At 67.4% G+C, this 18,719-nt stretch carries 18 protein-coding genes; 7 read left to right on the top strand and 11 right to left on the bottom strand.

Going from position 1 to position 18,719, the window contains the following annotated elements; genetic code table 11:
- Positions 1-307: 307 nt before the first annotated feature.
- The 3 genes from ABZ293_RS27120 to ABZ293_RS27110 form a co-directional block, all read right to left on the bottom strand.
- A complete protein-coding gene (locus ABZ293_RS27120; protein WP_355185106.1) occupies positions 308-1,822 on the bottom strand; it encodes a carboxylesterase family protein in 1,515 nt (504 codons plus the stop codon).
- Between the two features lie 401 nt (positions 1,823-2,223).
- A complete protein-coding gene (locus ABZ293_RS27115; RefSeq protein ID WP_355185104.1) occupies positions 2,224-3,165 on the bottom strand; it encodes a sigma-70 family RNA polymerase sigma factor in 942 nt (313 codons plus the stop codon).
- Positions 3,166-3,175: 10 nt separating this feature from the next.
- Positions 3,176-4,366 carry an FAD-dependent oxidoreductase gene (locus ABZ293_RS27110; protein WP_355185102.1) on the bottom strand — a complete coding sequence of 397 codons (1,191 nt, stop codon included), beginning with the start codon at positions 4,364-4,366 and terminating at the stop codon, positions 3,176-3,178.
- A gap of 560 nt (positions 4,367-4,926) precedes the next feature.
- On the opposite strand from ABZ293_RS27110, the gene ABZ293_RS27105 reads away from it, so the two are divergent.
- Complete coding sequence (locus ABZ293_RS27105) at positions 4,927-5,319, top strand: DoxX family protein (RefSeq protein WP_355185100.1); 393 nt, start codon at positions 4,927-4,929, stop codon at positions 5,317-5,319.
- A 70-nt stretch (positions 5,320-5,389) separates the two neighbouring features.
- Here the strand turns inward: ABZ293_RS27105 and ABZ293_RS27100 are convergent, their stop codons facing one another.
- Complete coding sequence (locus ABZ293_RS27100; RefSeq protein WP_355185143.1) at positions 5,390-5,983, bottom strand: helix-turn-helix domain-containing protein; 594 nt, start codon at positions 5,981-5,983, stop codon at positions 5,390-5,392.
- 76 nt (positions 5,984-6,059) lie between these two features.
- Here ABZ293_RS27100 and ABZ293_RS27095 point away from each other — a divergent pair, with 76 nt between their 5' ends.
- Positions 6,060-6,953 (top strand): NADP-dependent oxidoreductase, encoded by an 894-nt coding sequence (locus tag ABZ293_RS27095; protein ID WP_355185098.1) that lies wholly within the window; start codon positions 6,060-6,062, stop codon positions 6,951-6,953.
- Between the two features lie 332 nt (positions 6,954-7,285).
- Here ABZ293_RS27095 and ABZ293_RS27090 read toward each other — a convergent pair whose 3' ends face one another.
- The gene (locus ABZ293_RS27090; protein WP_355185096.1) at positions 7,286-8,425 is read right to left on the bottom strand and encodes an NAD(P)/FAD-dependent oxidoreductase; all 1,140 of its coding nucleotides are present in this window, start codon (positions 8,423-8,425) and stop codon (positions 7,286-7,288) included.
- A 114-nt stretch (positions 8,426-8,539) separates the two neighbouring features.
- Here ABZ293_RS27090 and ABZ293_RS27085 point away from each other — a divergent pair, with 114 nt between their 5' ends.
- Positions 8,540-9,247 carry a TetR/AcrR family transcriptional regulator C-terminal domain-containing protein gene (locus ABZ293_RS27085; protein WP_355185094.1) on the top strand — a complete coding sequence of 236 codons (708 nt, stop codon included), beginning with the start codon at positions 8,540-8,542 and terminating at the stop codon, positions 9,245-9,247.
- Positions 9,248-9,460: 213 nt separating this feature from the next.
- Positions 9,461-9,601: a hypothetical protein gene (locus ABZ293_RS27080; protein WP_355185092.1), complete on the top strand. Its 141-nt coding sequence runs from the start codon at positions 9,461-9,463 to the stop codon at positions 9,599-9,601.
- Positions 9,602-9,711: 110 nt separating this feature from the next.
- On the opposite strand, the gene ABZ293_RS27075 is transcribed toward ABZ293_RS27080, so the two are convergent.
- Both ABZ293_RS27075 and ABZ293_RS27070 read right to left on the bottom strand, forming a co-directional pair.
- Positions 9,712-10,308 carry an NAD(P)-binding domain-containing protein gene (locus ABZ293_RS27075; RefSeq protein WP_355185090.1) on the bottom strand — a complete coding sequence of 199 codons (597 nt, stop codon included), beginning with the start codon at positions 10,306-10,308 and terminating at the stop codon, positions 9,712-9,714.
- 40 nt (positions 10,309-10,348) lie between these two features.
- Entirely contained in the window at positions 10,349-11,182 is an 834-nt protein-coding gene (locus tag ABZ293_RS27070) for a 3'(2'),5'-bisphosphate nucleotidase CysQ (RefSeq protein ID WP_355185088.1), read from the bottom strand.
- 127 nt (positions 11,183-11,309) lie between these two features.
- Between ABZ293_RS27070 and ABZ293_RS27065 the strand changes: the two genes are divergently transcribed.
- On the top strand, positions 11,310-12,233 hold the full coding sequence (locus ABZ293_RS27065) for a LysR family transcriptional regulator (RefSeq protein WP_355185086.1): 924 nt from the start codon (positions 11,310-11,312) through the stop codon (positions 12,231-12,233).
- A gap of 123 nt (positions 12,234-12,356) precedes the next feature.
- The gene (locus ABZ293_RS27060; RefSeq protein WP_355185084.1) at positions 12,357-13,064 is read left to right on the top strand and encodes a nuclease-related domain-containing protein; all 708 of its coding nucleotides are present in this window, start codon (positions 12,357-12,359) and stop codon (positions 13,062-13,064) included.
- Here ABZ293_RS27060 and ABZ293_RS27055 read toward each other — a convergent pair.
- The 3 genes from ABZ293_RS27055 to ABZ293_RS27045 are packed head-to-tail and all read right to left on the bottom strand — an operon-like array spanning position 13,031 to position 15,260.
- Positions 13,031-14,263 carry a sigma-70 family RNA polymerase sigma factor gene (locus tag ABZ293_RS27055; RefSeq protein ID WP_355185082.1) on the bottom strand — a complete coding sequence of 411 codons (1,233 nt, stop codon included), beginning with the start codon at positions 14,261-14,263 and terminating at the stop codon, positions 13,031-13,033. The genes ABZ293_RS27060 and ABZ293_RS27055 overlap by 34 nt on opposite strands.
- A 2-nt stretch (positions 14,264-14,265) precedes the next feature.
- Positions 14,266-14,595: a YciI family protein gene (locus ABZ293_RS27050; protein ID WP_354955037.1), complete on the bottom strand. Its 330-nt coding sequence runs from the start codon at positions 14,593-14,595 to the stop codon at positions 14,266-14,268.
- Positions 14,596-14,648: 53 nt separating this feature from the next.
- The gene (locus tag ABZ293_RS27045) at positions 14,649-15,260 is read right to left on the bottom strand and encodes a dihydrofolate reductase family protein (protein ID WP_355185080.1); all 612 of its coding nucleotides are present in this window, start codon (positions 15,258-15,260) and stop codon (positions 14,649-14,651) included.
- A gap of 908 nt (positions 15,261-16,168) precedes the next feature.
- Between ABZ293_RS27045 and ABZ293_RS27040 the strand changes: the two genes are divergently transcribed.
- Entirely contained in the window at positions 16,169-17,101 is a 933-nt protein-coding gene (locus ABZ293_RS27040) for a hypothetical protein (RefSeq protein ID WP_355185078.1), read from the top strand.
- Positions 17,102-17,428: 327 nt separating this feature from the next.
- Here the strand turns inward: ABZ293_RS27040 and ABZ293_RS27035 are convergent, their stop codons facing one another.
- The gene (locus ABZ293_RS27035) at positions 17,429-18,436 is read right to left on the bottom strand and encodes an acyl-CoA desaturase (protein WP_355185076.1); all 1,008 of its coding nucleotides are present in this window, start codon (positions 18,434-18,436) and stop codon (positions 17,429-17,431) included.
- Positions 18,437-18,719: the final 283 nt, after the last annotated feature.

The following is an 18,719-nucleotide window of genomic DNA, read 5'->3' as shown; positions in this document are numbered from 1 at the left end:
GACATCCCACCACGACATTCTTTCGGCGATCTTCCATTGCACTGCGCACTGACCGCTTCGTGTCCGAGGCACGAAACGGCTCCCGGTCGGCCGGACCCGCCCGCGCCGTTGCTCGATCGGCTTGCGACACCGTCTGGGCGACCAGCATGACCTGGGGCACATCGATGGAACGACCTTGTCGGCCGGTTTGCTCCGCCAACTCGACGGTGATCCTTCTGGACTGCGGATGTAGCAAAGCCGGTAGCCGTCCTCGTAGCGCTCCGGTTCGCCGAAGGATGCGAGGCGGCCCGTCGAGTCCAGGCAACTCTTACTCGGCATGAGGTAGGTCCAGTGTGTCGAACTGGTGTGTGGACCAGATGCGGCGCGAGCCTTCCTCAGGGTAGGGCTGGGTGATTGGTTCGGTGTCGTAGACGCGAGTGGTTCGTGTGTGTGGATCGTAGGGTGCCCAGCCGGGTTTGCCGGTGGTCGCGAAGCTCACCCAGTCGGCGCGCATGTGGTGCGCGACGCGGGTGATTTCGTTCGCGGCGTTCGGGTGGGCGCAGCGGTGGGCGCGCACCTCCTCGGGGCTGAGGGTGCCGAAGATGAGCAGGAAGTCCAAGGCGTGGGAGGCGCCCTGTTCGGAGTTGAAGCTCCAGGCCAGTTCGTAGAGCCACACGGGTCCGCCGCCGGCGTGCGCGGCGTCGGCGAGGTGCAGGCTGGGCATTCGAAACAGCCAGTCGGAGTTGAGAATTTCGAATCGTTGCCCGGGTGTGGCGTCCGGGTAGGCGGTGCGATAGAGCTCGCTGCCATCTGTGCTGGGTGCGAGGTGGTCGAATGCTGCGGTTATGCGCGCATCGTTCGGCTCGCCGCCGGGCCGGGATGTGTAGAGCCGGTACTCGTCCCGGGTGTGGCCGATGAGCAGGTCGATCTCGCGCGCGGCGCCGTCTGCCAGCGCACGCCACGGTGCGCGTGGCAGGACATCGCCGTCGACGACGGGGGAGAACGGTGTCGGCGTGAGCGCCATAGGTCCCCAGGACTCGACGAATTCCGGCATCTTCTGGATCACCGCGTCCGTCGCGTCGGTCAGTGCCCGCGGCGGGAAGCGGGTCAGGTCGTCGATGGTGGCGCGCGCGCCGAGTTGCGCGGCGATCGTTGTTGAGATCGCGGTGGCGAGCCGTTCGGAGAAGTAGGTACCCGGCATGCTCTGACTGATCGCCCGTCGAAACAGTCCGGCTGCCATCGGCATGACAAGCAGAGCGGCAATGCACGCTCCGCCAGCGGACTCACCGAAAACGGTGACATTGTCCGGATCGCCGCCGAACCGGGCGATATTGTCCTGGACCCATCGCAGGGCGGCGATCTGGTCGAGGATGCCGCGGTTGTCCGGGGCGCCGGCGATGCGGGCGAAGCCGTCGACACCGACGCGATAGTTCATGCTGACCACCACCACCCCGGACCCGGCGATCGTCGCACCGTCGTAGTGCGGGTTTTCGGAGTGGTTCTCCAAGTATGTGCCGCCCTGGATCCACACCATCACCGGCAGTCCCGCGGCCCCGAGGTCGGGTGACCAGACGTTGAGCGTCAAACAGTCTTCGGAACCGTCGCCGACGCTGCCGGACACCGACGACATCACCGAACCCGTATGTGCCGCTTGGGGAACCGGTGGACCGAATTCCAGCGCGTCGCGGATGCCATCCCATCGTTGGACCGGTACGGGCGCCCCGAAACGCCGTGAGCCGATCGGTGGCTCGGCGTAGGGGATACCCCGGAAGACCGCGATGGCGTTCTCCCACCTGCCACGCACGACTCCGGCGGTCGTGCGGATCTCAGGGGCGATTGTCATGCGGGGCACTCACTTTCCCTCGGTAGGTCACCTACTGCGTGGCCATGAATTCGTCGACGACCGCCGGCGGTTCCCACCACCTCCGCTGTCGCCCGCCCCCCGGCTACGAACCCGACCTCGAACCGTAAGTCTGCACCATCAGCCCTGAATCTCACTGGTGCTCAACAATATTCAGCACAGACACACCCCTGCCGCTTCAGGCTATCGGCATGCCGCTTTCAACAGATCAAAAAGGGAACTGGTCGATGGCCGGGTGATGCGGACATCGTCGGCGTTCGGGCACACCGACGAGCGCGTGGCCGCCGCGATCCGCGACGCCTTGGACGCGGAGACGAAGCGGTCCACCGGGAGTCGGTGTTGCCGTTGAGGGGCGAACGTGAAATCGAGTGTCGGACGGCCGGTTACCACGATTCGATCAGTGGGACATCGTGTTCCTGCCGCTGCCATTGTTCGGTGAGGCGACCGAGTCGGTGCGGGGCGGCGATGCCGCGCACGCCTGCGATCTTGTCGTCACGGATCTCCAGAATCGCGACGCCCACGACCCGGTCGTCGAGCGTGGCGAGCATGGCCGGGCAGCCGTTGACCACGGCGGCATGGAACGAGGGCGAGCCACCGGCGAGTCTGCGCTTGATCGGAGACGGTGTGAAGCCGGCCCGCACCGCGCTGGCGATCCGTTCCGGGCTCGAGTACCGGATCAGCTTCTCGGCCAGCCCTAGCCCGGCGCCGTCGGAGATGCCGGTCGCATCGTCGGTCAGCAGCGCCACCAGCCGTTCGGTGCGGCCCGAGGCGGCGGCAGCGACGAACGCCTCGACGATTCGACGCGCGGAGGCATGGTCGATGTCGGTGCCGTTGCCGGCGGCGGCGATTCGACGCCGGGCACGGTGGGCGTGTTGCTGACTCCCGGACGCGGTGATGCCGAGAATCTCGGCTATTTCGGCGTGGCTGTATGCAAAGGCCTCGCGCAGCACGTAAACGGCGCGTTCGACCGGCGACAGACGCTCCATGAGCGTCAGCACCGCCAGGGTTACCGATTCGCGCTGCTCGACGGTGTCGGCCGGGCCCAGCATCGGGTCGCCGTCGAGGAGTGGTTCGGGCATCCAGGTGCCGACCGCGCGCTCGCGCCGCACCTCCGCCGAACGGAGCCGGTCGAGTGCCAGGTTGGTGACGATCTTGGTCAGCCACGCCTCGGGCACCTCGATGTACTCCTGGTCTGCGGCCTGCCACCGCAGGAACGCGTCCTGCACCGTGTCCTCGGCGTCGGCGGCCGAGCCGAGCAGACGGTAGGCGAGCGAGGCCAGCCGATTCCGGCTGGCCTGGAAACACGCCACGGTGGCAGTGTCCATGAGCACCACTCTATGCGGCGACCACGCCGCGCGAGTGCTCGCGAGTGGTGGCCAAGCGGTACTGGTGACTGGGCTTTCCGAGGTTCGGGTGGTACAGGGCCCAGGCGGCACCGTCGAGGATCGACGACTTGATGCGCGCGGCCGTCCGACCACGCAGGGGCCGCGGCTTCGTTTGCGAGGCTTTGTCGACCAACTGGTAGATCGCGTCCTTGCGGCCGAGGCTGATGTGGTTGCCGGCATACGACATCGTGATCGCCGGGATCTTGCGCCCGGTCAGGTCCCCGATGATTGCCGCCGTCGCCTGCTTGGCGGTCGGTGCCGTGGACGCGCAGGACATCGGCAACGGAAGACCGCTCTCGGCGATGACGAAAGCGCTGTCACCGGCAGAGTAGACATCCGGGTGCGAGACCGACCGCATCTGACGGTCGACCGTGATCTGGCCGTTGGTTTCCACCGCGAGGCCGCTGGCGGCGGCGATCGGGTGGACGGCGAAGCCAGCGGTCCACACGGTCGCGTCCGAGGCGAAAGCGGTGCCGTCGGCGGCGACCGCCGCCGCCTGCTCGACGCGCTCGATGGCGGTGTGCTCGTGGACCGGGATACCGAACCGGTCGAAGGCACGCAGCAGGTGACGGCGCGCCTTCGGGCTCAGCCAGCCGCCCAGTTCGCCCCTGGTGACAAGGCTGACCTGAAGTCCCGGACGGGATTCGGCGATCTCTGTGGCAGCCTCGATCGCGGTCAGGTTGCCGCCGACCACCACCACCTTCCCGTCCTCGCCCAGCTCGTCCAGGCGCGCGCGCAGGCGCAGCGCGGCCGGCCGAGCGGCCACGTGGAAGGCGTGCTCGTCGACGCCGGGAACGCCGTGGTCAGCGGCGGTGCTGCCGAGCGTGTAGAGGAGGGTGTCGTATACGAGCCGGTCGATGCCCTCGCCGTCGGCGACTGTGACAGTCCGGTGCTCGACGTCGAGGTTGGTTACCCGTGCCACTCGTAGCCGGATGCCGGTGCCCGCGAACACCTCCGCCAGCGGCCGGTGGCGCAGATCCTGCCCGGCGGCGAGCTGGTGCAGGCGCAGCCGCTCGACGAAATCGGGTTCGGCGTTGACGACGGTGATCTCGAAGTCGTCGGCGTGGAGTTGGCGGGCCAAGTATCCGGCGGAGAAGGTTCCGGCATATCCGGCCCCGAGGACGACGATGCGGTGCTTCATGGTTCGCTCCTGTCTGGTTCGCGTGCTCCCTGAACGAGACAGCCCCCGAATTCCTGACAGCATCGACCGGTGACGTGGATCACCCCCAAGGATCGCTCAGCGAACGAACTCCACGCATTCGCTGCGCCTCCTCCAGAGTGGCCAGCGGATAGGCGAACTCGGCCGCTCCCCGCATACGCGGATCGGCGCTGCCACTGCCCACCGCGTAGAGCAGCTAGTCGTAGCCGACCGTGTCGCTGCCCGCCAACACCATGCTGCGGTTGTCAGCGCCGATCCGGGTCACGGTGTCGACCACCAGCCGGACACGCTCGCCCAGCATTCTCGGTAGTCGATAACCGTCCTGGGTTCGGGCCCCCAAAGGGCAGTGCGTGCGGTGGCGCACGTCACGCCGTCGGGGTGTCACAGGCTCAGGGCCGGCGGCGTCTGATGCCCGACCGGTTACACGATCGGGAAGCCAACAGGGATGCCCGCGAACGGCGTCGTCCGGCAGCCCGTAGGCGACGAACGGCTCGGCCGGATCGAGGACGAGTCCGAGTCGCCCGCACCTGAAGGAGAAGCTCATGAACCTCGCCCTTTGGACCGTCGCGGGGCTGCTTGCCGCCCTCGCCCTTTCCGGTGGAGCCACCAAAGCGTTCATGCCCAAGGCCAAGCTGGATGAATTGGGCGCGAAGTCCGGTGGGGGGTGGACCGAGCACGCCAGCGCCGGTTTCGTCAGAACCCTCGGGGTCCTCGAGATCCTCGCCGCGGTCGGCCTGATCCTGCCCGCCGCGCTCGACATCGCACCGGTGATGGTGGCGGTGACAGCCGTCTGCTGGATCCTGTTGATGATCGGCGCGATGATCACCCACGCCCGCTACGGCCAATACAAATACGTCGTGCTGAATCTCGGCTACCTCGCTCTGGCGGCCTTCGTGGCCTGGGGCCGCTTCGGCCCCGAGTCCTTCGCTGGGTGATTCAGGGAAGTCGCCAGCAGGTCGCGCCATAGAACAGCAGCATCAACGGCAGGGCGAGTCCTGGCTGCGGTCAGGCCGTGTCGGTGGAGTTTCTGGAGGGGCGGGTGACTGCCCAGGCGGCCTCGATCATCTGGAAGATCTCGTCGATCGCGGTTTGCGGATCGGCCGCCTCGCGGGCCAGCGAGTAGGCGTCGATCACGAACCTTGCGATCGTCCGGGAGGCCGTTGTGGTCTGTGCCAGGTCGGGATCGGCGGCGATGGCCGTTGCCAGCGACTCTGCATGGCGCAGCCGCATCGACTCCTCGTACTCCCGCAGGGCAGGTGATTCGTCGATCATGCGCCAGAGCGGGGCGGCGCGGCCCGCCGTGCAATGTCGCACCTGGGCCTGGATCTCGCGGCGCAGCGCGGGGATGAGCGGCTCATGCGGTGCCCGGCTGGTGACCGCCTGCGTGAGGCGTTGCTCGAAGTTTTGATCCTGCTCGAACACCAGGGCCTCTTTCGAGGCGAAGTGGGAGAAGACCGTGGTAACGGCGACGTCGGCCTCGGCGGCCACGTCGCGGATGCCCACCGCGTCGTATCCCCGTTCCAGGAAGAGCCGCAGGGCGGTTTCGGCGATCTTCTGGCGGGTCGCGGCCTTCTTGCGCTCGCGTCGCCCGGTCGGCATGGTCACGCCCAAACACTAACAGGTGTGAATCCGAAGTTGTTCCAAAACCCTAACTGTTAGTGCTATGGTCCACCGCATGAAGAAGGTGAGCTTCGCCGAGTTCGGCGGTCCGGACGTCCTGCAACTCGTCGACGCCGAGGAGCCCCACGCGGGCCCCGGTCAGGTACGCATCGCGGTGCGGGCGGTGGGCGTGAACCCCGTCGACTGGAGGATCCGTGAAGGCCAGATCCTCGGGGCCCATCCGATCGAGTTGCCCTCCGGAATCGGGCTGGACGCCTCTGGGGTGGTGGACGAGGTCGGCGAGGGCGTCGAAGGCGTCGAGGTCGGCGACCACGTGTTCGGCGAAGGCTCGAGCACCTATGCCGAGTTCGCCGTGCTGTCGGCCTGGGCCCGTGTGCCCGAGGGAGTGGCCTTCGAAGAAGCGGCCGGTTACCCCTCCGTGGTGGAGACCGCGCTGCGCATCATCGGCGAGGTCGGCGTGCAGGCCGGGCAGACGCTGCTGGTCAGCGGTGCGTCCGGGGGAGTCGGATCGGCGGTGCTGCAGATCGCCCGCGACCGCGGCATCACGGTGATAGGCACGGCCGGGGCCGCGAACCAGGACTATCTGCGCAGCTTGGGTGCCCTCGCCACGACGTACAGCGAAGGCTGGGTCGAGCGGGTGCGGCGGCTCGGCCATGTCGACGCAGCTCTCGATCTGGCCGGCTCGGGTGTGATCCGCGAGCTCGTCGAGCTGACCGGGGATCCGCAGAAGGTGATCTCCATCGCCGATCTCGCTGCGCCGGAGTTCGGTGTCCGATTCTCCGGCGTGGCCGGGAGCGTGCCGGAAGCGCTCGCCGAGGCCGTCGGCCTCATCTCGCGGGGAAAGCTGCACATCCCGGTCGAGAAGTCGTACACGCTCGCCGAGGCCGCGGCGGCGCACATCGACAGCCAGGCCGGTCACACGCGCGGGCGCCGGGTCCTGGTCGTCTGAAAACCGGCTGAACTTCTCGATCGCCGCGATCCCTGCAGTCGCGACCCGGCGCCACTCGTCGTCGTCTGTGAGTGCGCCCGGTTGATGATCGAGGTGGCTTCGGACCACCGCCAAGGAGGAGCCGGGTCGACCATCAAATCTGTCAGCGCGCGGTCCCGGCGGGCGCGCGCGGGGCCCACCTCGCCGCCCACGATCCGGATTGCAGCTTCCGCGCGCACATGCGATTGCAGGGTTTGCTGGAGCTTGTTCATTTCCGCTGCGATAGTGGCACGGTCGGGTGGATGGGCGCCCAATGCGGCACTGATCCGGCTCAGGACTGCTCGCGCCCCCCGTCAGCTCTGGGTGTCACCGTTGAAGAGGTCGATGAGTCCGAACGGTGCACGCTCTCCGAGGCAGAGGTCCAGAATCTCGTGGGCGTCGGCGTAAAAGGCTTCACTGCGGGGGAATAGCGCCTCTTCGTAGGCGGCGACTGCCGCTTCGAAGTCGTCGGGGTGCGCGGCGATCGCCTTGGCGAGTTCGGAGCCGTCGAACATGGCCAGGTTCGCGCCGTCGCCGGACGGCGGCATCAGGTGCGCGGCATCCCCCAGGAGCGTCACCCCGGGCACGCGGTCCCATCGGTGTCCGTCCGGGAGGGTGTGGATCATGCGTGCGACCGGAGCGGTCTCGCCGTCGGTGATCAGCGCGGTGAGTTCCGGGGCCCACCCGTCGAACTCGGCCGTGATCCGAGCGGTCGCGGCGGCGGCGTCGGTGAAGTCGATGTCGGCGATCCACTCGGCCGGGCGGTTCAGTTCGACGTAGGTGTGCAGGATGTTTCCCGCCTCGCGGTGCGCGACGATCCCCTTGCCCGGTGTCAGCGCGTACATCGCGCCGACACCAACTGCCTTGGCCGTCGCGGGGTGCCGCTCGTCGACGTCGTACAGGTAGGTCTCTATGAACGTCGTGCCGATGTACTCGGGCTTGGCGTCGGAGAGCAGTGGACGGACCTTCGACCAGGCGCCGTCGGCACCGACGACAAGGCTGCTGGTCACGGTCGAGCCGTCGGCGAAGGTCAGCTCGTGCTGTCCGTCACCGAGGGACCGGACATCGGCGACCTTGCGTCCCCACTGGACCGTCTGGTCGGGCAGGGAGTCGAGCAAGATCCGACGCAGGTCTCCGCGGAGCACTTCGGGACGCCGCGCCGTGCCGTCGTCGGGCTCGTCGTGCAGCAGCTTGCCGTGCCGGTCGAGCACGCGCAACGCCTCAGCGCCTTCGTGGATGATCGCGCGGAACTCGTCGGTGAGGCCGGCGTCGGCGAGCGCACGCTGCCCGTCGTTCTCATGGATGTCGAGCTGGCCCCCCTGCGTGCGGGACTTTTCCGAGGGATCGGCCTCGTAGACCGTTGCGGGGATGCCGTGGACGTGCAGGACCCGGGCGAGGGTCAGGCCGCCGAGGCCGGCGCCGACGATGGCGATCGGGTGGTGGCTGGTGTTCATGGACTTCCTCGTTCCCCTGCGGGCGGAGCGCCGGGCACCTGCCCGAACACTTATATGGACCGGTGTTCCATAAACAGTATGGAACGCGGTTCCAGGATCTGTCAAAATGAGGTCATGCCACGGACACGAGGAAGAGCACCCGATGGGGAAGAGCGTGCCGACGCCCTATCGCGAGAGATCATCGTTGGCGCGGCCGTTGCACTACTGGACGAACTCGGCGAGCGGGGACTCACCTTCCGACTGCTGGCCAAACAGCTGAACACCGGACCCGGTGCGCTGTACTGGCACGTGACGAACAAGGACGAACTCGTCGCCCTGGCTGCCGATCAGGTGCTCGGCCACGCCTTCACCGCGGCCCCGGCCGCAGACCCCGAGGAAGTCGCCGGCGCCGATCTGCGCGCGCTTGCCATCGCCGTCTTCGATGCCCTTGACCTGCACCCGTGGGCAGCGTCCCACGTCAACGCGCCGCCCACGCTGGCGAACGCACTGCACCTGCTCGACCGCATCGGCACCCTTGTCGCACGAACCGGGCTGCCCGCCGAACGGCAGTTCGCGGTCTCCACCGCGATCTCCTACTACATCACCGGTGTCAGCGCCCAGATCATCGCCCCACGCACCACCGCCGATACGACCACCAGCCGCGACGCCTTCCTCGCCCAGACCGCCGAACACTGGGGAAAACTAGACCCCGTCGACTACCCCTTCCTGACGCGCACCACCACGGACCTGCGCGACCACGACGACCGCGACCAATTCACCACCGGCCTCGACCTGCTCCTCGACGGCCTGAACATGACCGCAAACCCACGACCGCCCGCATGATGCCGCGCTTCAGACGGTGCAGAGTCGACCGTCCGCGCCGCCGTACACCGTGGCGAACTTGACGTTCCCGTAGAACTCGCCGAATTTCGGGCGGATTCGGGGTCCTGGGGCGAACGACGGGGGTGGCAGCCGTGCAGCTCGAACACCGAGCCCTCTGTGGTTGAGCGAAGCGACTTGGCCTGGTTGTACGGCCACCGCAGGAGTTCGAACCGAATGTCAAGACTGCGGCTGAGCGAGACGATGGTTACGCAGGGCGACGGGGTCTTGGAGGGCGACGCGTTGTCGTGCGGTGTGGATCAGGTGTTGATTACGGAGCTCCTCACCACGGACTCGTGGCTGCTGACCACAAGTTGAGCCAAGTCGTGCTGGGACAGCGGGGCCGATGCACGGATGGGTGACAACGACCTGGCTTGCTATGTGATGTCAGGCATTGGCAGAACTTCAGGAGCCACACTCGGTGCGGATCAGCGAGCGATCGAGATCGCGAAGGGCGCGAATCCGCTGGATCGGATCACGTGCGGTACGAACAAGATCGCGGCCTCGGTAGCCCGCGCGGTCTCGATCCCGCCGAGGTCGGTGATCCACTCCTGGTGCCAGCCGAGGTCCGCGAGAAGCCCGCGGACGACCTGCTTGGCCTCCGGGTCCTTGCCGGAGAGGAACGCGGTTGGCGTCTGGGTGAGCGCGGCGGGCGCGGTCATCACCGAGTGAAGCATCGTGTTGAGCGTCTTGACGACGTGCGTCTCGGGGAGCGCCTTTTGGAGTTGCTCCGCGAGGCTCGAGCCGGGGTAGAGCAGGTCGGCGGGCAGTCCGTCGGGTCCGTCGACGGTGGCGTTGGAGACGTCTACGAGGATCTTGCCGCGCAGTTCCTCGCGCAGCGCGGCGAGCCGCTCCAGCGAGCCGGCGCCCGGCGTGGCGTTGATGACGATCTGTGCTGTCCGGGCAGCGTCGGCGGCAGCGCCCGGCGAGCGGTCCGCCACGGTCACTTCGTGCCCGGCCCGAGTGAGGGCGGTGGCCAGGCCGCCGCCGACGCGGCCGCCGCCGAGGATGGTGATCTTGCTCATGGTGAACTGGTCCTCCTGGTATTTCTGTTCTGGTCGGTGCTCAGCGGGACAGCGTGGCGACCGCATCGGCGTGCACGCCGGGCGCCGCTGCCAGGAAGCTGTCGCTCTCCGGGGTCCAGGGGCGGCCCTCGGCGGTGGAGATCCGTCCGCCGGCCTCGGCGACGAGCAGCGCCCCGGGAAGCAAGTCCGCGCGGGCCCCGGCGAACTGCCAGAAGGCGTCGATCCGGCCGGCGGCCACGTTCAGCAGGTGCAGGGTGGCTGGCACGGCTGTCCGCACTACGAGCGCGTCGATGAGCATCTCGGTGATCGAGGAGCCGACGCGCCGCACGACCTTCTCGTCCTCGTCCGGCCTGGCCTGGCTCGTGGCCACGATGCTCAGCCCGAGGTCCGTGGTCCCCGACACGTGCAGCGGCCGGCCGTCGAGGTGGGCGCCGGCGCCGGCGAGCGCGGTGTAGGTCTCGCCGGTCAGCGGTAGGTGGACCGCGGTGAGCACCGGCTGGTTATCGTGCACGAGGGTGGCGGTCACCGCCCATTCCGGCAGGGCGTGCAGGTGGTTGACGTTGCCTTCGGCCGGATCCACGACCCACCATTCGCCGGCCGGCAGAGCGCCGCCGTCCAGCTCCTCCTCCACCCAGCGGGCATCCGGGCGCAGGACTTCGAGGCGGGGGCGCAGGATGTCGAGAACCGTGTCGTCGTTGGCGGCGAGCGCGCCCATCAGCTCTTCGCGGGTCCGGAACTGGACCACGTCGCCGAAGCGCTCCCGCAGTGCCGAACTCGCCGTGCGTACAGCGATCGCGGTCTGTGCGAGCAGGTCGGCGTCGGAGGCGGAGCCGGCAGCTGTGGCAACACCGGTGCTCCGAATCGATTCGGACATGGTGGGTGCTCCTATCTGAGCGGAGGTCAGCCGGGCGAAAACCGTGGTCTTTTGCGCCCGCATCTCGAAGGTAGGACGGGCCATCATTAACTTCAAGTGCATGTAAAGCACGAATAGAATGACTCCCATGCAATTGGATTTGAATCTGCTCGCCGCGCTCGACGCTCTCCTGGAGGAAGGCAGCGTGGCCGGCGCGGCCGACCGCCTGCACGTCACCGCCCCCGCGATGAGCCGAAGCCTCGGCCGGATCCGGCGCACGACGGGGGATCAGATCCTGGTACGCACAGGGCGCACGATGACCCCGACGCCATACGCGCTCGCCGTCCGGGAACAGGTGCACGACCTGCTGCGGCAGGTCCAGGGCGTGCTGGCGCCAAGCCGTGAACTCGACCTCGCAACGCTCGAGCGCACCTTCACCCTCCGCTGGCACGACGCACTGGTCGCCCTCAGCGGCCCCGCCCTTCTCGCTGCCGTGCGCGAGCAGGCGCCGGGCGTGCGTCTGCGCTTCATCGCGGAATCGAGCATCGACACCCCCGAGTTGCGTCGCGGCGAGGTCGACCTCGCCGCGAACGCGGACCGCCCGACCGCGCCCGAGATTCGCGCCGATCGGGTGGCCGAGACCCAGCACGTCATCGTCGTACGGCGGGGGCACCCGCTCACCCGTGTCAAGACCGTCACCGCCGCGCGGTATGCCGCGGCCGAGCACATCACCGTCTCGCGGCGCGGAAGGCTCGGCAACATCATCGACGACGCTCTCGCGCGGCTCGACCTCACCCGACGTGTGGTGGCGACCGCGCCAACCGAAAGAGCCGCGCTCGAGTTCGTGCGAGCCTCCGACCTCCTCGTCACAGCCCCCGAATCCACAGTGCGTTCGGCCGCCACAGATCTCGGCCTGGTCCTGCTCCCGCTCCCGTTGGACCTGCCGCCGGCCCCGGCGTACCTGTCATGGCATCAGCGCTATGACACCGACCCCGCACACATCTGGCTACGCGATCTGGCACGGACCGCGTTGACCAGTGCGATGAGAGGACAGGGCCAGACGGCGCGTTGACACCTGCCGACGCCGAGAACCAGTCCGTCATGGGGAACATAACAGCGGTTACCCAGGAGGAGGATCATGGCCGGGACCCCGTCGGGATCAGCGCCGGAAGAGCCGCCACCAGGGTTGTCGACGATGATTTGGCGACAGCCCGGGGTGGCGTTGCTGAACGTCGAGGTCCCTGACCACAGCTACAGTCGCCAGCTCGACGCGCTGATCTGGACACCCCAGCGGTGTATCGCGGTAGAGGTCAAGGGATTCCGCAACCGCCAGGACGGGGTGCTCGTCGTGCCGCCGAACGGGCCGTGGCGGATGGACGACGGGCAGATCGCCGACATCTACGGCAACGACGTCGACCACAACCCGATGAACCAGGTCCGCGCCAACACCCTGGCCGCGAAGAACTGGATCGGCGAAACGATCGGGCACCGCTTGTACATCCACGGCCTGGTGCTCGTCATGCTGCTGCCCGGCCAGGACATGCCGGCTCTGCACGCGGCCAACCCCCCGAACCTCACCGACATCGTCGTCGAAGACTTCGACGTGTTCCGCTACTACCTGCACCTGGACGCGAACAACCCCGCGCTATGGGCCGCCGACCTCGTCGACGAGGTAATCACCAGCCTCGGCCTGTCCGGCCTCTACGGCGCACTCGGCGTCGCGAAATGCGTACTCGCGACCTGGCATTCGAAACTCGGACGAAGCGCAACCCGTCGCTGTCGCGACAGGTTGCGGAATGCCTCGGCGGCGCGCCCCGGGGTCGGCCGCTGCTGCGCGCGGAGTTTCGACCGGGATCTGATCCGTGGGCGCTACCGCAGTTGGTCGCGGCGGCGGGTCAAGTAGGCGGTCTCGGCGGTGTTGCCTGCCAGTTCGATGGCCCTGTCGTAGGCCGCGCGTGACTGCTGGCTTTGGCCCAGCCTGCGCAGCAGGTCGGCGCGGGTGGCGTGGTAGGCGTGATAGCCGGCCAGCTTGTCTTGGAGACGGTCGACTGCTGCCAGTGCCACCTGCGGGCCGTCGAGTTCGGCGACCGCGATGGCTCGGTTGAGGGCGATGATCGGTGAAGGGTCGAGGCGGACGAGTTGGTCGTAGAGGGCGAGGACCTGAGACCAGTCGGTGTCGCGCATGTTGCGGGCGGAGGTGTGCACGGCGTTGATCGCGGCGAGGATCTGGTAGCGGCCCGGAGCCACCCCGGCGGCGGCAGCGGCGAGGCGCTCGCGCACCAGCCAGTGGCCTTCGGCGATCAGCGCCGCGTCCCAGGCCCCACGGTCCTGCTCGCCGAGCGTGACCAGTTCGCCGCCGGCCGAGACACGGGCGGTGCGGCGGGCCTCGGTGAGCAGCATCAGCGCCAGCAGCCCGGCCACCTCACCGTCGTCCGGCAGGAGGGCACGGATCAGGCGAGTGAGCCGGATCGCCTCGGTGGCCAGGTCGTGCCGTAGGGGATCGGTGTCGGGGCCGGTCGCCAGGTAGCCCTCGTTGAACACCAGGTACAGGACGGCGAGCACGCCGGAGACTCGCGTCGGCAGATCCTCGGCGGACGGCACGCGGTAGGGGATACGAGCCGCCTTGATCTTGGCCTTCGCGCGGGTGATCCGCCGCTCCAAGGCGGTCTCGCGCACCAGAAAGGCGCGGGCGATCTCGGGCACGGTCAGCCCGCCGACCATGCGCAGCGTCAGCGCCACGCGGGTCTCCATCGCCAGCGCCGGGTGACAGCAGGTGAAGATCAGCCGGAGCCGGTCGTCGTCGACAGCGCTGACAGGCTCGGGCGGGTCGTCGTACACCATCTGAGCCTCTTTGTGCTTGTCGTCGCGCTTGTGCTCACGCCGGATCCGATCGATGGCCTTGCGGTTGGCGGTGGTGGTCAGCCAAGCGCCGGGGTTGGGGGGCACGCCGTCGGCCCGCCACCGCTCGACGGCGGTCGCGAACGCCTCGGCCGCTGCCTCCTCGGCGATGTCGAGGTCACCGAAGCGCCTGGTCAGGGAGGCAACCACCCGAGCCCACTCCTCGTGGTGGGCCCGGGTGACCGCCTCGGGGACGTCGGCCACGCTCACTCCGCCAGGAACGGCCGCACCTCGATCTTCCGATCGCAGACCTTCGACGCCTCGGTGGCGAGCCTGAGCGCCACATCAAGATCGGGGGCCTCCCACACCCAGACGCCGGCGAGGTACTCCTTCGACTCCACGAAAGGCCCGTCGCTGAACACCGCCTGCTCGCCCCGGTTGTCGATGACCGTGGCCGCGTCGGTGTCCGCGAGACCGCCCGCGAAAACCCAGTAGCCCTCGGCGATAAGTCGTTCGTTGAACGCGCTGATGGCAGGGCGCCTGTCCGCGCTGCCGGGATTGCTCTTGTCATCGATCACGGAAACCAGGTACTGCATCTGAAGATCCTCTCCTGTGGTATCAAGACAGCGTGGTTCGGTGGTCCGGGACTTCAAGCCGTTGGCACATACTGCGGGCGCCCGGCCGGCCGGTACGCCTGGATCGTCACGCCCTTCGAGTCGATTCGCGACTCGACCAGGTCGAGCGCAAGATCCGGGCCGGTCTCCGGGAACAGTCTCGCGCCCTGGCCGAGGATCACCGGGATCACGATCAGAGTCATCTCGTCGACCAGATCGTTCTGCAGCAGCCACCGGGTCAGGACGCCACTGCCGTGCACCTGCAGCTCGCCCCCGGGCTTGGCCTTCAGCTCAATGACGGCCGCCGCGAGGTCACCGCGGAGAACGGTCGTGTCTTCCCAACGCGGCGCGGTGAGCGTGGTCGAGGCAACGTATTTGGGGGCCTCGTTCAAGGCCACGCCGATGGGATGTGCGCGCATCTGGTCGATTGATCCCCAGGAGCCGGCGAACAGCTCGTAGGTGCGCCGGCCGAACAGGAACGCCTCTGCGCGCTGGTAGGTCTGCGTGATGAACGTCCTGGTCTCGTCGTCGCCCTTCCCCCGGGCCCATCCACCGCGCTCGAATCCGTTCCTGCGGTCATCCGGCGCGGCGCCGTTTCCCTGCATCACTCCATCGATGGTGACCTGAGTCATGGTCGTCAGCTTCATGATCGCGGTTCCTTTGCCTTGGCGCCGCCCCGTGTCGGCGGCCTCACCCCTGCTACGAACACCACCGCCCCGATCCGACACCGCCTCCCGGATTTCTTTGAAGAATTTTCCGGGACGCTGGTCGTCAGCAATTCGACAGCACGACAGTGTCGCGGCAACCGCGCCCCACTTCCTCGAGTGCGCCCAGTGCGGACAAGCTCGTGGACCAGATCGATCGCGAAGATCCTGACCAGTGGTGGCGGGCGTCGAACGGCTCGGGCGCGAGGGCAACCTCGTCGGTGGCGTGGGCGTGGCGGAATTGGTGAATGTCGATCTTCGAGACCGGCCCGCTCTCCGCAGATTCGCGAACCGCGCAAGGTTCCCACTCCTGCGTCACGGCCGCGCGCGGTAGCACGTCCCCACTTGACCCCTGGCGGCAGCTTCGGGGTCCTGGGCCTCGACGGGAGCTTGTGATCGTTTCAGATGAGAGACAACACCGACCTGCGGTAGGGGTACCTAGTTTTTCATGAGTTCCGTTGGGTATACGTTTCGTTTGCACATACCAAACGTAAACGAAACAAGGGCACCGAGTTCGCGACGATTCCACCGAGGCTAACCGCCGATAATGTTCACTTATCGGGGGCTAGAACGAAGTGATCGACATAGGGAAGTTCTCGAGACGACACGGATTTCGTTTCGTATGAATACGTTGAAAGTGACGAAACCAACGCTACTATTCTGTGGTGTCCAACGTTTGTAGCTACCCAGGGTGTGCTCGACCGATTACACGCGGGGGAGGGCCCGGGCGACCCTCGGAATACTGTGATCATCCAGACCACACGCGATGGCGAGCGTGGCGAGAACGTCAACGGCAGCAACAGGAATCGGAAGCACCCTCGAGTTCTGTCACTGTGACGCAGCAGGGGCCCGTGACGGTGGCTCGGTTGCGTGCCGATGAGTTGCTCACCCAATTCCGTGGGCTGGCAGATCAACTCGGCAATACGCTGACCGCGGCGGTGGCCGAGCTGTCCACCCTTGCCGATCCATCGATCGCCGAGGCACAGGTACAGGCCGTGCAAGCGGATGCGGCGCGGCGGATCGCCGAGGCGGAGGTTGCGACGGTCGCGGCCGAGCAGGCGCGTCGGGAGGCGGATGAGGCCAGGGCGGCGGCGGAATCGGCCGCCGACGATGCGGCGAGTGCGGCCGAGCATGCGGAATCCTTGGTCGCCCAGGCGGATACCGCGCGGGCAGATGCGATGCGCGAGGTCGAGCGGGCGACCAAACAAGCCGCCGACGATGTATTCGCGGCGCGCAGCGTGGCCGAATCGGAGATTCGCACCATCCGCCGCGAGGCCGCCGACGATGTGGAACGCGCGCGGCAGCAGGCAACCGAGGATGTGGAATTGGCGCGGCGCAAGGCGGCCACCGAGATCGAGCAGGTCCGCCGCGAATCAGCCCAGCAGATCACCGCGGCCGGTGCCGAACGCGACCTGGCGGTACAGCGTGCCGCCGATGCCGAGCGTGCCATCGAACGCGCCGAACAGGCTGCCGCCGAGCGCAATCAGGCCGTTGCGGAGGCACGCGAGGAGTTGAACCGGGTGCGGTCGGAACTGGATCGAACCCGCGGTGAGCTCGCCGATGTTCGTCGCGCGGCGAGTACGGAGATCGCGGCCGTGCGGGCCGAGTCGGCGGCGGCAGTCGAGCAGGCGCGGCGCGAAGCGGCCGAGCGGCTGGCCGCACTCGATGACGCCCGGGCGCAGACATTGGCGCGAGCGGAACGGGCGGAACGCCAGTTGGACCATATGGTCGCCGAATCTCGCACGAGCCGAGGGGGATCGGTGTCCGATGCGGCTCCGGGATAGCAGACCGCGATACATCCTTCGAATTCGACGGCGACAGCGGCCTCCTGAAATAGCTGTCGATAAGGGAGATCAGCAGCGGGGACCGGCCGGGACGCGTCGAACAACTCAGTTGTGAATTAATTGGAAAACCGGCCGACGCAAAGTACCACTGGAACGCAAAAGCCCAGCCTGAACTGGGCTTCTGGTAGGCCTAACGGACCAGCGTATGAACCGTGCGATGCTGGTCGGCGGTCCCGAAATCGCGATCGCCCCGTCTGTACCAGGGGCGCAGCGGGTGGTTCCCGGTGAGCGGTGAGCTGCGGAATCGGTGCCTACGGACCCGCTGCACTATTCGACCGGCTGAGGTGTCGTCCGGGTCTGGCGCCCGACGTCGTTGAGGTGGCTCAGCGCTTGGACGTAGGACTCGACAAGGCTCGTCTCGCAGTAGGGCACGCCGATCTCGGCGCAGAATTGGGCGACCATCGGCTGGGCTCGCCGCAGGTTGGCGCGGGGCATCGACGGGAACAGGTGGTGCTCGATCTGATAGTTGAGGCCGCCCAGGACGGTATCGACGAGAAAGCCGCCGCGGACATTACGTGAGGTGAGCACCTGTCTGCGCAGGAAGTCGGTGTTGTCGCCTTCGGGCAGAACTTCCATCCCCTTGTGGTTGGGGGCGAACGTGCAGCCCATGTACAACCCGAACAGACCCTGCTGAACAACGATGAACGCCAACGCTTTGCCCGGCGACAGGACCAGGAACACCGCGGAGAGGTACCCGACACCGTGCGCGGCGAGCAGTGCACCCTCCCAGACGCGATTCGGGATCGGCCAGCGAAACACCGCCCGGACGCTCGCGTAGTGCAAGCTGCCGCCTTCGAGCAACAACATTGGGAAGAACAGCCAGGCCTGGTAGCGGAAGATCAGCCGACGGATACCCGTGCCGGCCCGTGCGCGTCCGCCGGAATGGGCCAGGATTCCCATGACGTCGGGATCCGCACCCTCGGTGTTGGGGTGGGCGTGGTGCCTGTTGTGATTGCTGGTCCACCAGCCGATGCTCAGCCCGATACCGAGATTGCCGACGACCATGCCGTACAGGTAGTTGGCTCGCCGGGAAGCGAAGATCTGCTTGTGCCCGGCGTCATGTCCCAGGAAAGCGATCTGCGCGAACACCGCGGCCAGGAACACCCCAACACCCAGCTGCCACCACGAATCTCCGATGACGAAGAACCCCGCCCACCCGGCAACGAACGCTCCCGCGGTAATCGCACTTTTCCACCCGTAGTACCGCAACTGGCGGTCCAATAGATCCGCCTCCCGGATCCGACGCAACAAGACCGAGTACTCACTACCACGCACTGGGACAACATCAGACGCAACTACCACGGGACCAGCCTGCCGCATGGAGACCACGTCCAAGTGAACGGGGTTGCGGATCGGTGATACGTCTACGTGACAACGACGCCGACAGCAGCATGCGCTCTCGGAAACGACCTCGCTGGAGCGGTGCGCCGCTGGCCACCGCGATGGTGTTTGTACCTGCCGCACTTCTCGCTGAGCCACGCGGCGCGCATCGGCCGGGGTGCACTGGTGACCATCGGCGCGGCGGAAGGATCGCGGCCGAGCTCTGACGGACCGGAGC

The sequence above is a fragment of the Nocardia sp. NPDC005998 genome, assembly GCF_040614395.1.
Lineage (GTDB): Bacteria > Actinomycetota > Actinomycetes > Mycobacteriales > Mycobacteriaceae > Nocardia.
This window is presented reverse-complemented; position numbering and strand designations above follow the sequence as displayed.

Bases quoted from the DNA above. Each gene is read 5' to 3' on its own strand.
- ABZ293_RS27095 (WP_355185098.1), top strand. From the start codon at position 6,060: ATGAAGAAGGTGAGCTTCGCCGAGTTCGGCGGTCCGGACGTCCTGCAA.
- ABZ293_RS27110 (WP_355185102.1), bottom strand. From the start codon at position 4,366: ATGAAGCACCGCATCGTCGTCCTCGGGGCCGGATATGCCGGAACCTTC.
- ABZ293_RS27060 (WP_355185084.1), top strand. From the start codon at position 12,357: ATGATTTGGCGACAGCCCGGGGTGGCGTTGCTGAACGTCGAGGTCCCT.
- ABZ293_RS27105 (WP_355185100.1), top strand. From the start codon at position 4,927: ATGAACCTCGCCCTTTGGACCGTCGCGGGGCTGCTTGCCGCCCTCGCC.
- ABZ293_RS27115 (WP_355185104.1), bottom strand. From the start codon at position 3,165: ATGGACACTGCCACCGTGGCGTGTTTCCAGGCCAGCCGGAATCGGCTG.
- ABZ293_RS27080 (WP_355185092.1), top strand. From the start codon at position 9,461: ATGTCAAGACTGCGGCTGAGCGAGACGATGGTTACGCAGGGCGACGGG.
- ABZ293_RS27120 (WP_355185106.1), bottom strand. From the start codon at position 1,822: ATGACAATCGCCCCTGAGATCCGCACGACCGCCGGAGTCGTGCGTGGC.
- ABZ293_RS27085 (WP_355185094.1), top strand. From the start codon at position 8,540: ATGCCACGGACACGAGGAAGAGCACCCGATGGGGAAGAGCGTGCCGAC.
- ABZ293_RS27065 (WP_355185086.1), top strand. From the start codon at position 11,310: ATGCAATTGGATTTGAATCTGCTCGCCGCGCTCGACGCTCTCCTGGAG.
- ABZ293_RS27075 (WP_355185090.1), bottom strand. From the start codon at position 10,308: ATGAGCAAGATCACCATCCTCGGCGGCGGCCGCGTCGGCGGCGGCCTG.
- ABZ293_RS27090 (WP_355185096.1), bottom strand. From the start codon at position 8,425: ATGAACACCAGCCACCACCCGATCGCCATCGTCGGCGCCGGCCTCGGC.
- ABZ293_RS27070 (WP_355185088.1), bottom strand. From the start codon at position 11,182: ATGTCCGAATCGATTCGGAGCACCGGTGTTGCCACAGCTGCCGGCTCC.
- ABZ293_RS27045 (WP_355185080.1), bottom strand. From the start codon at position 15,260: ATGAAGCTGACGACCATGACTCAGGTCACCATCGATGGAGTGATGCAG.
- ABZ293_RS27100 (WP_355185143.1), bottom strand. From the start codon at position 5,983: ATGCCGACCGGGCGACGCGAGCGCAAGAAGGCCGCGACCCGCCAGAAG.
- ABZ293_RS27050 (WP_354955037.1), bottom strand. From the start codon at position 14,595: ATGCAGTACCTGGTTTCCGTGATCGATGACAAGAGCAATCCCGGCAGC.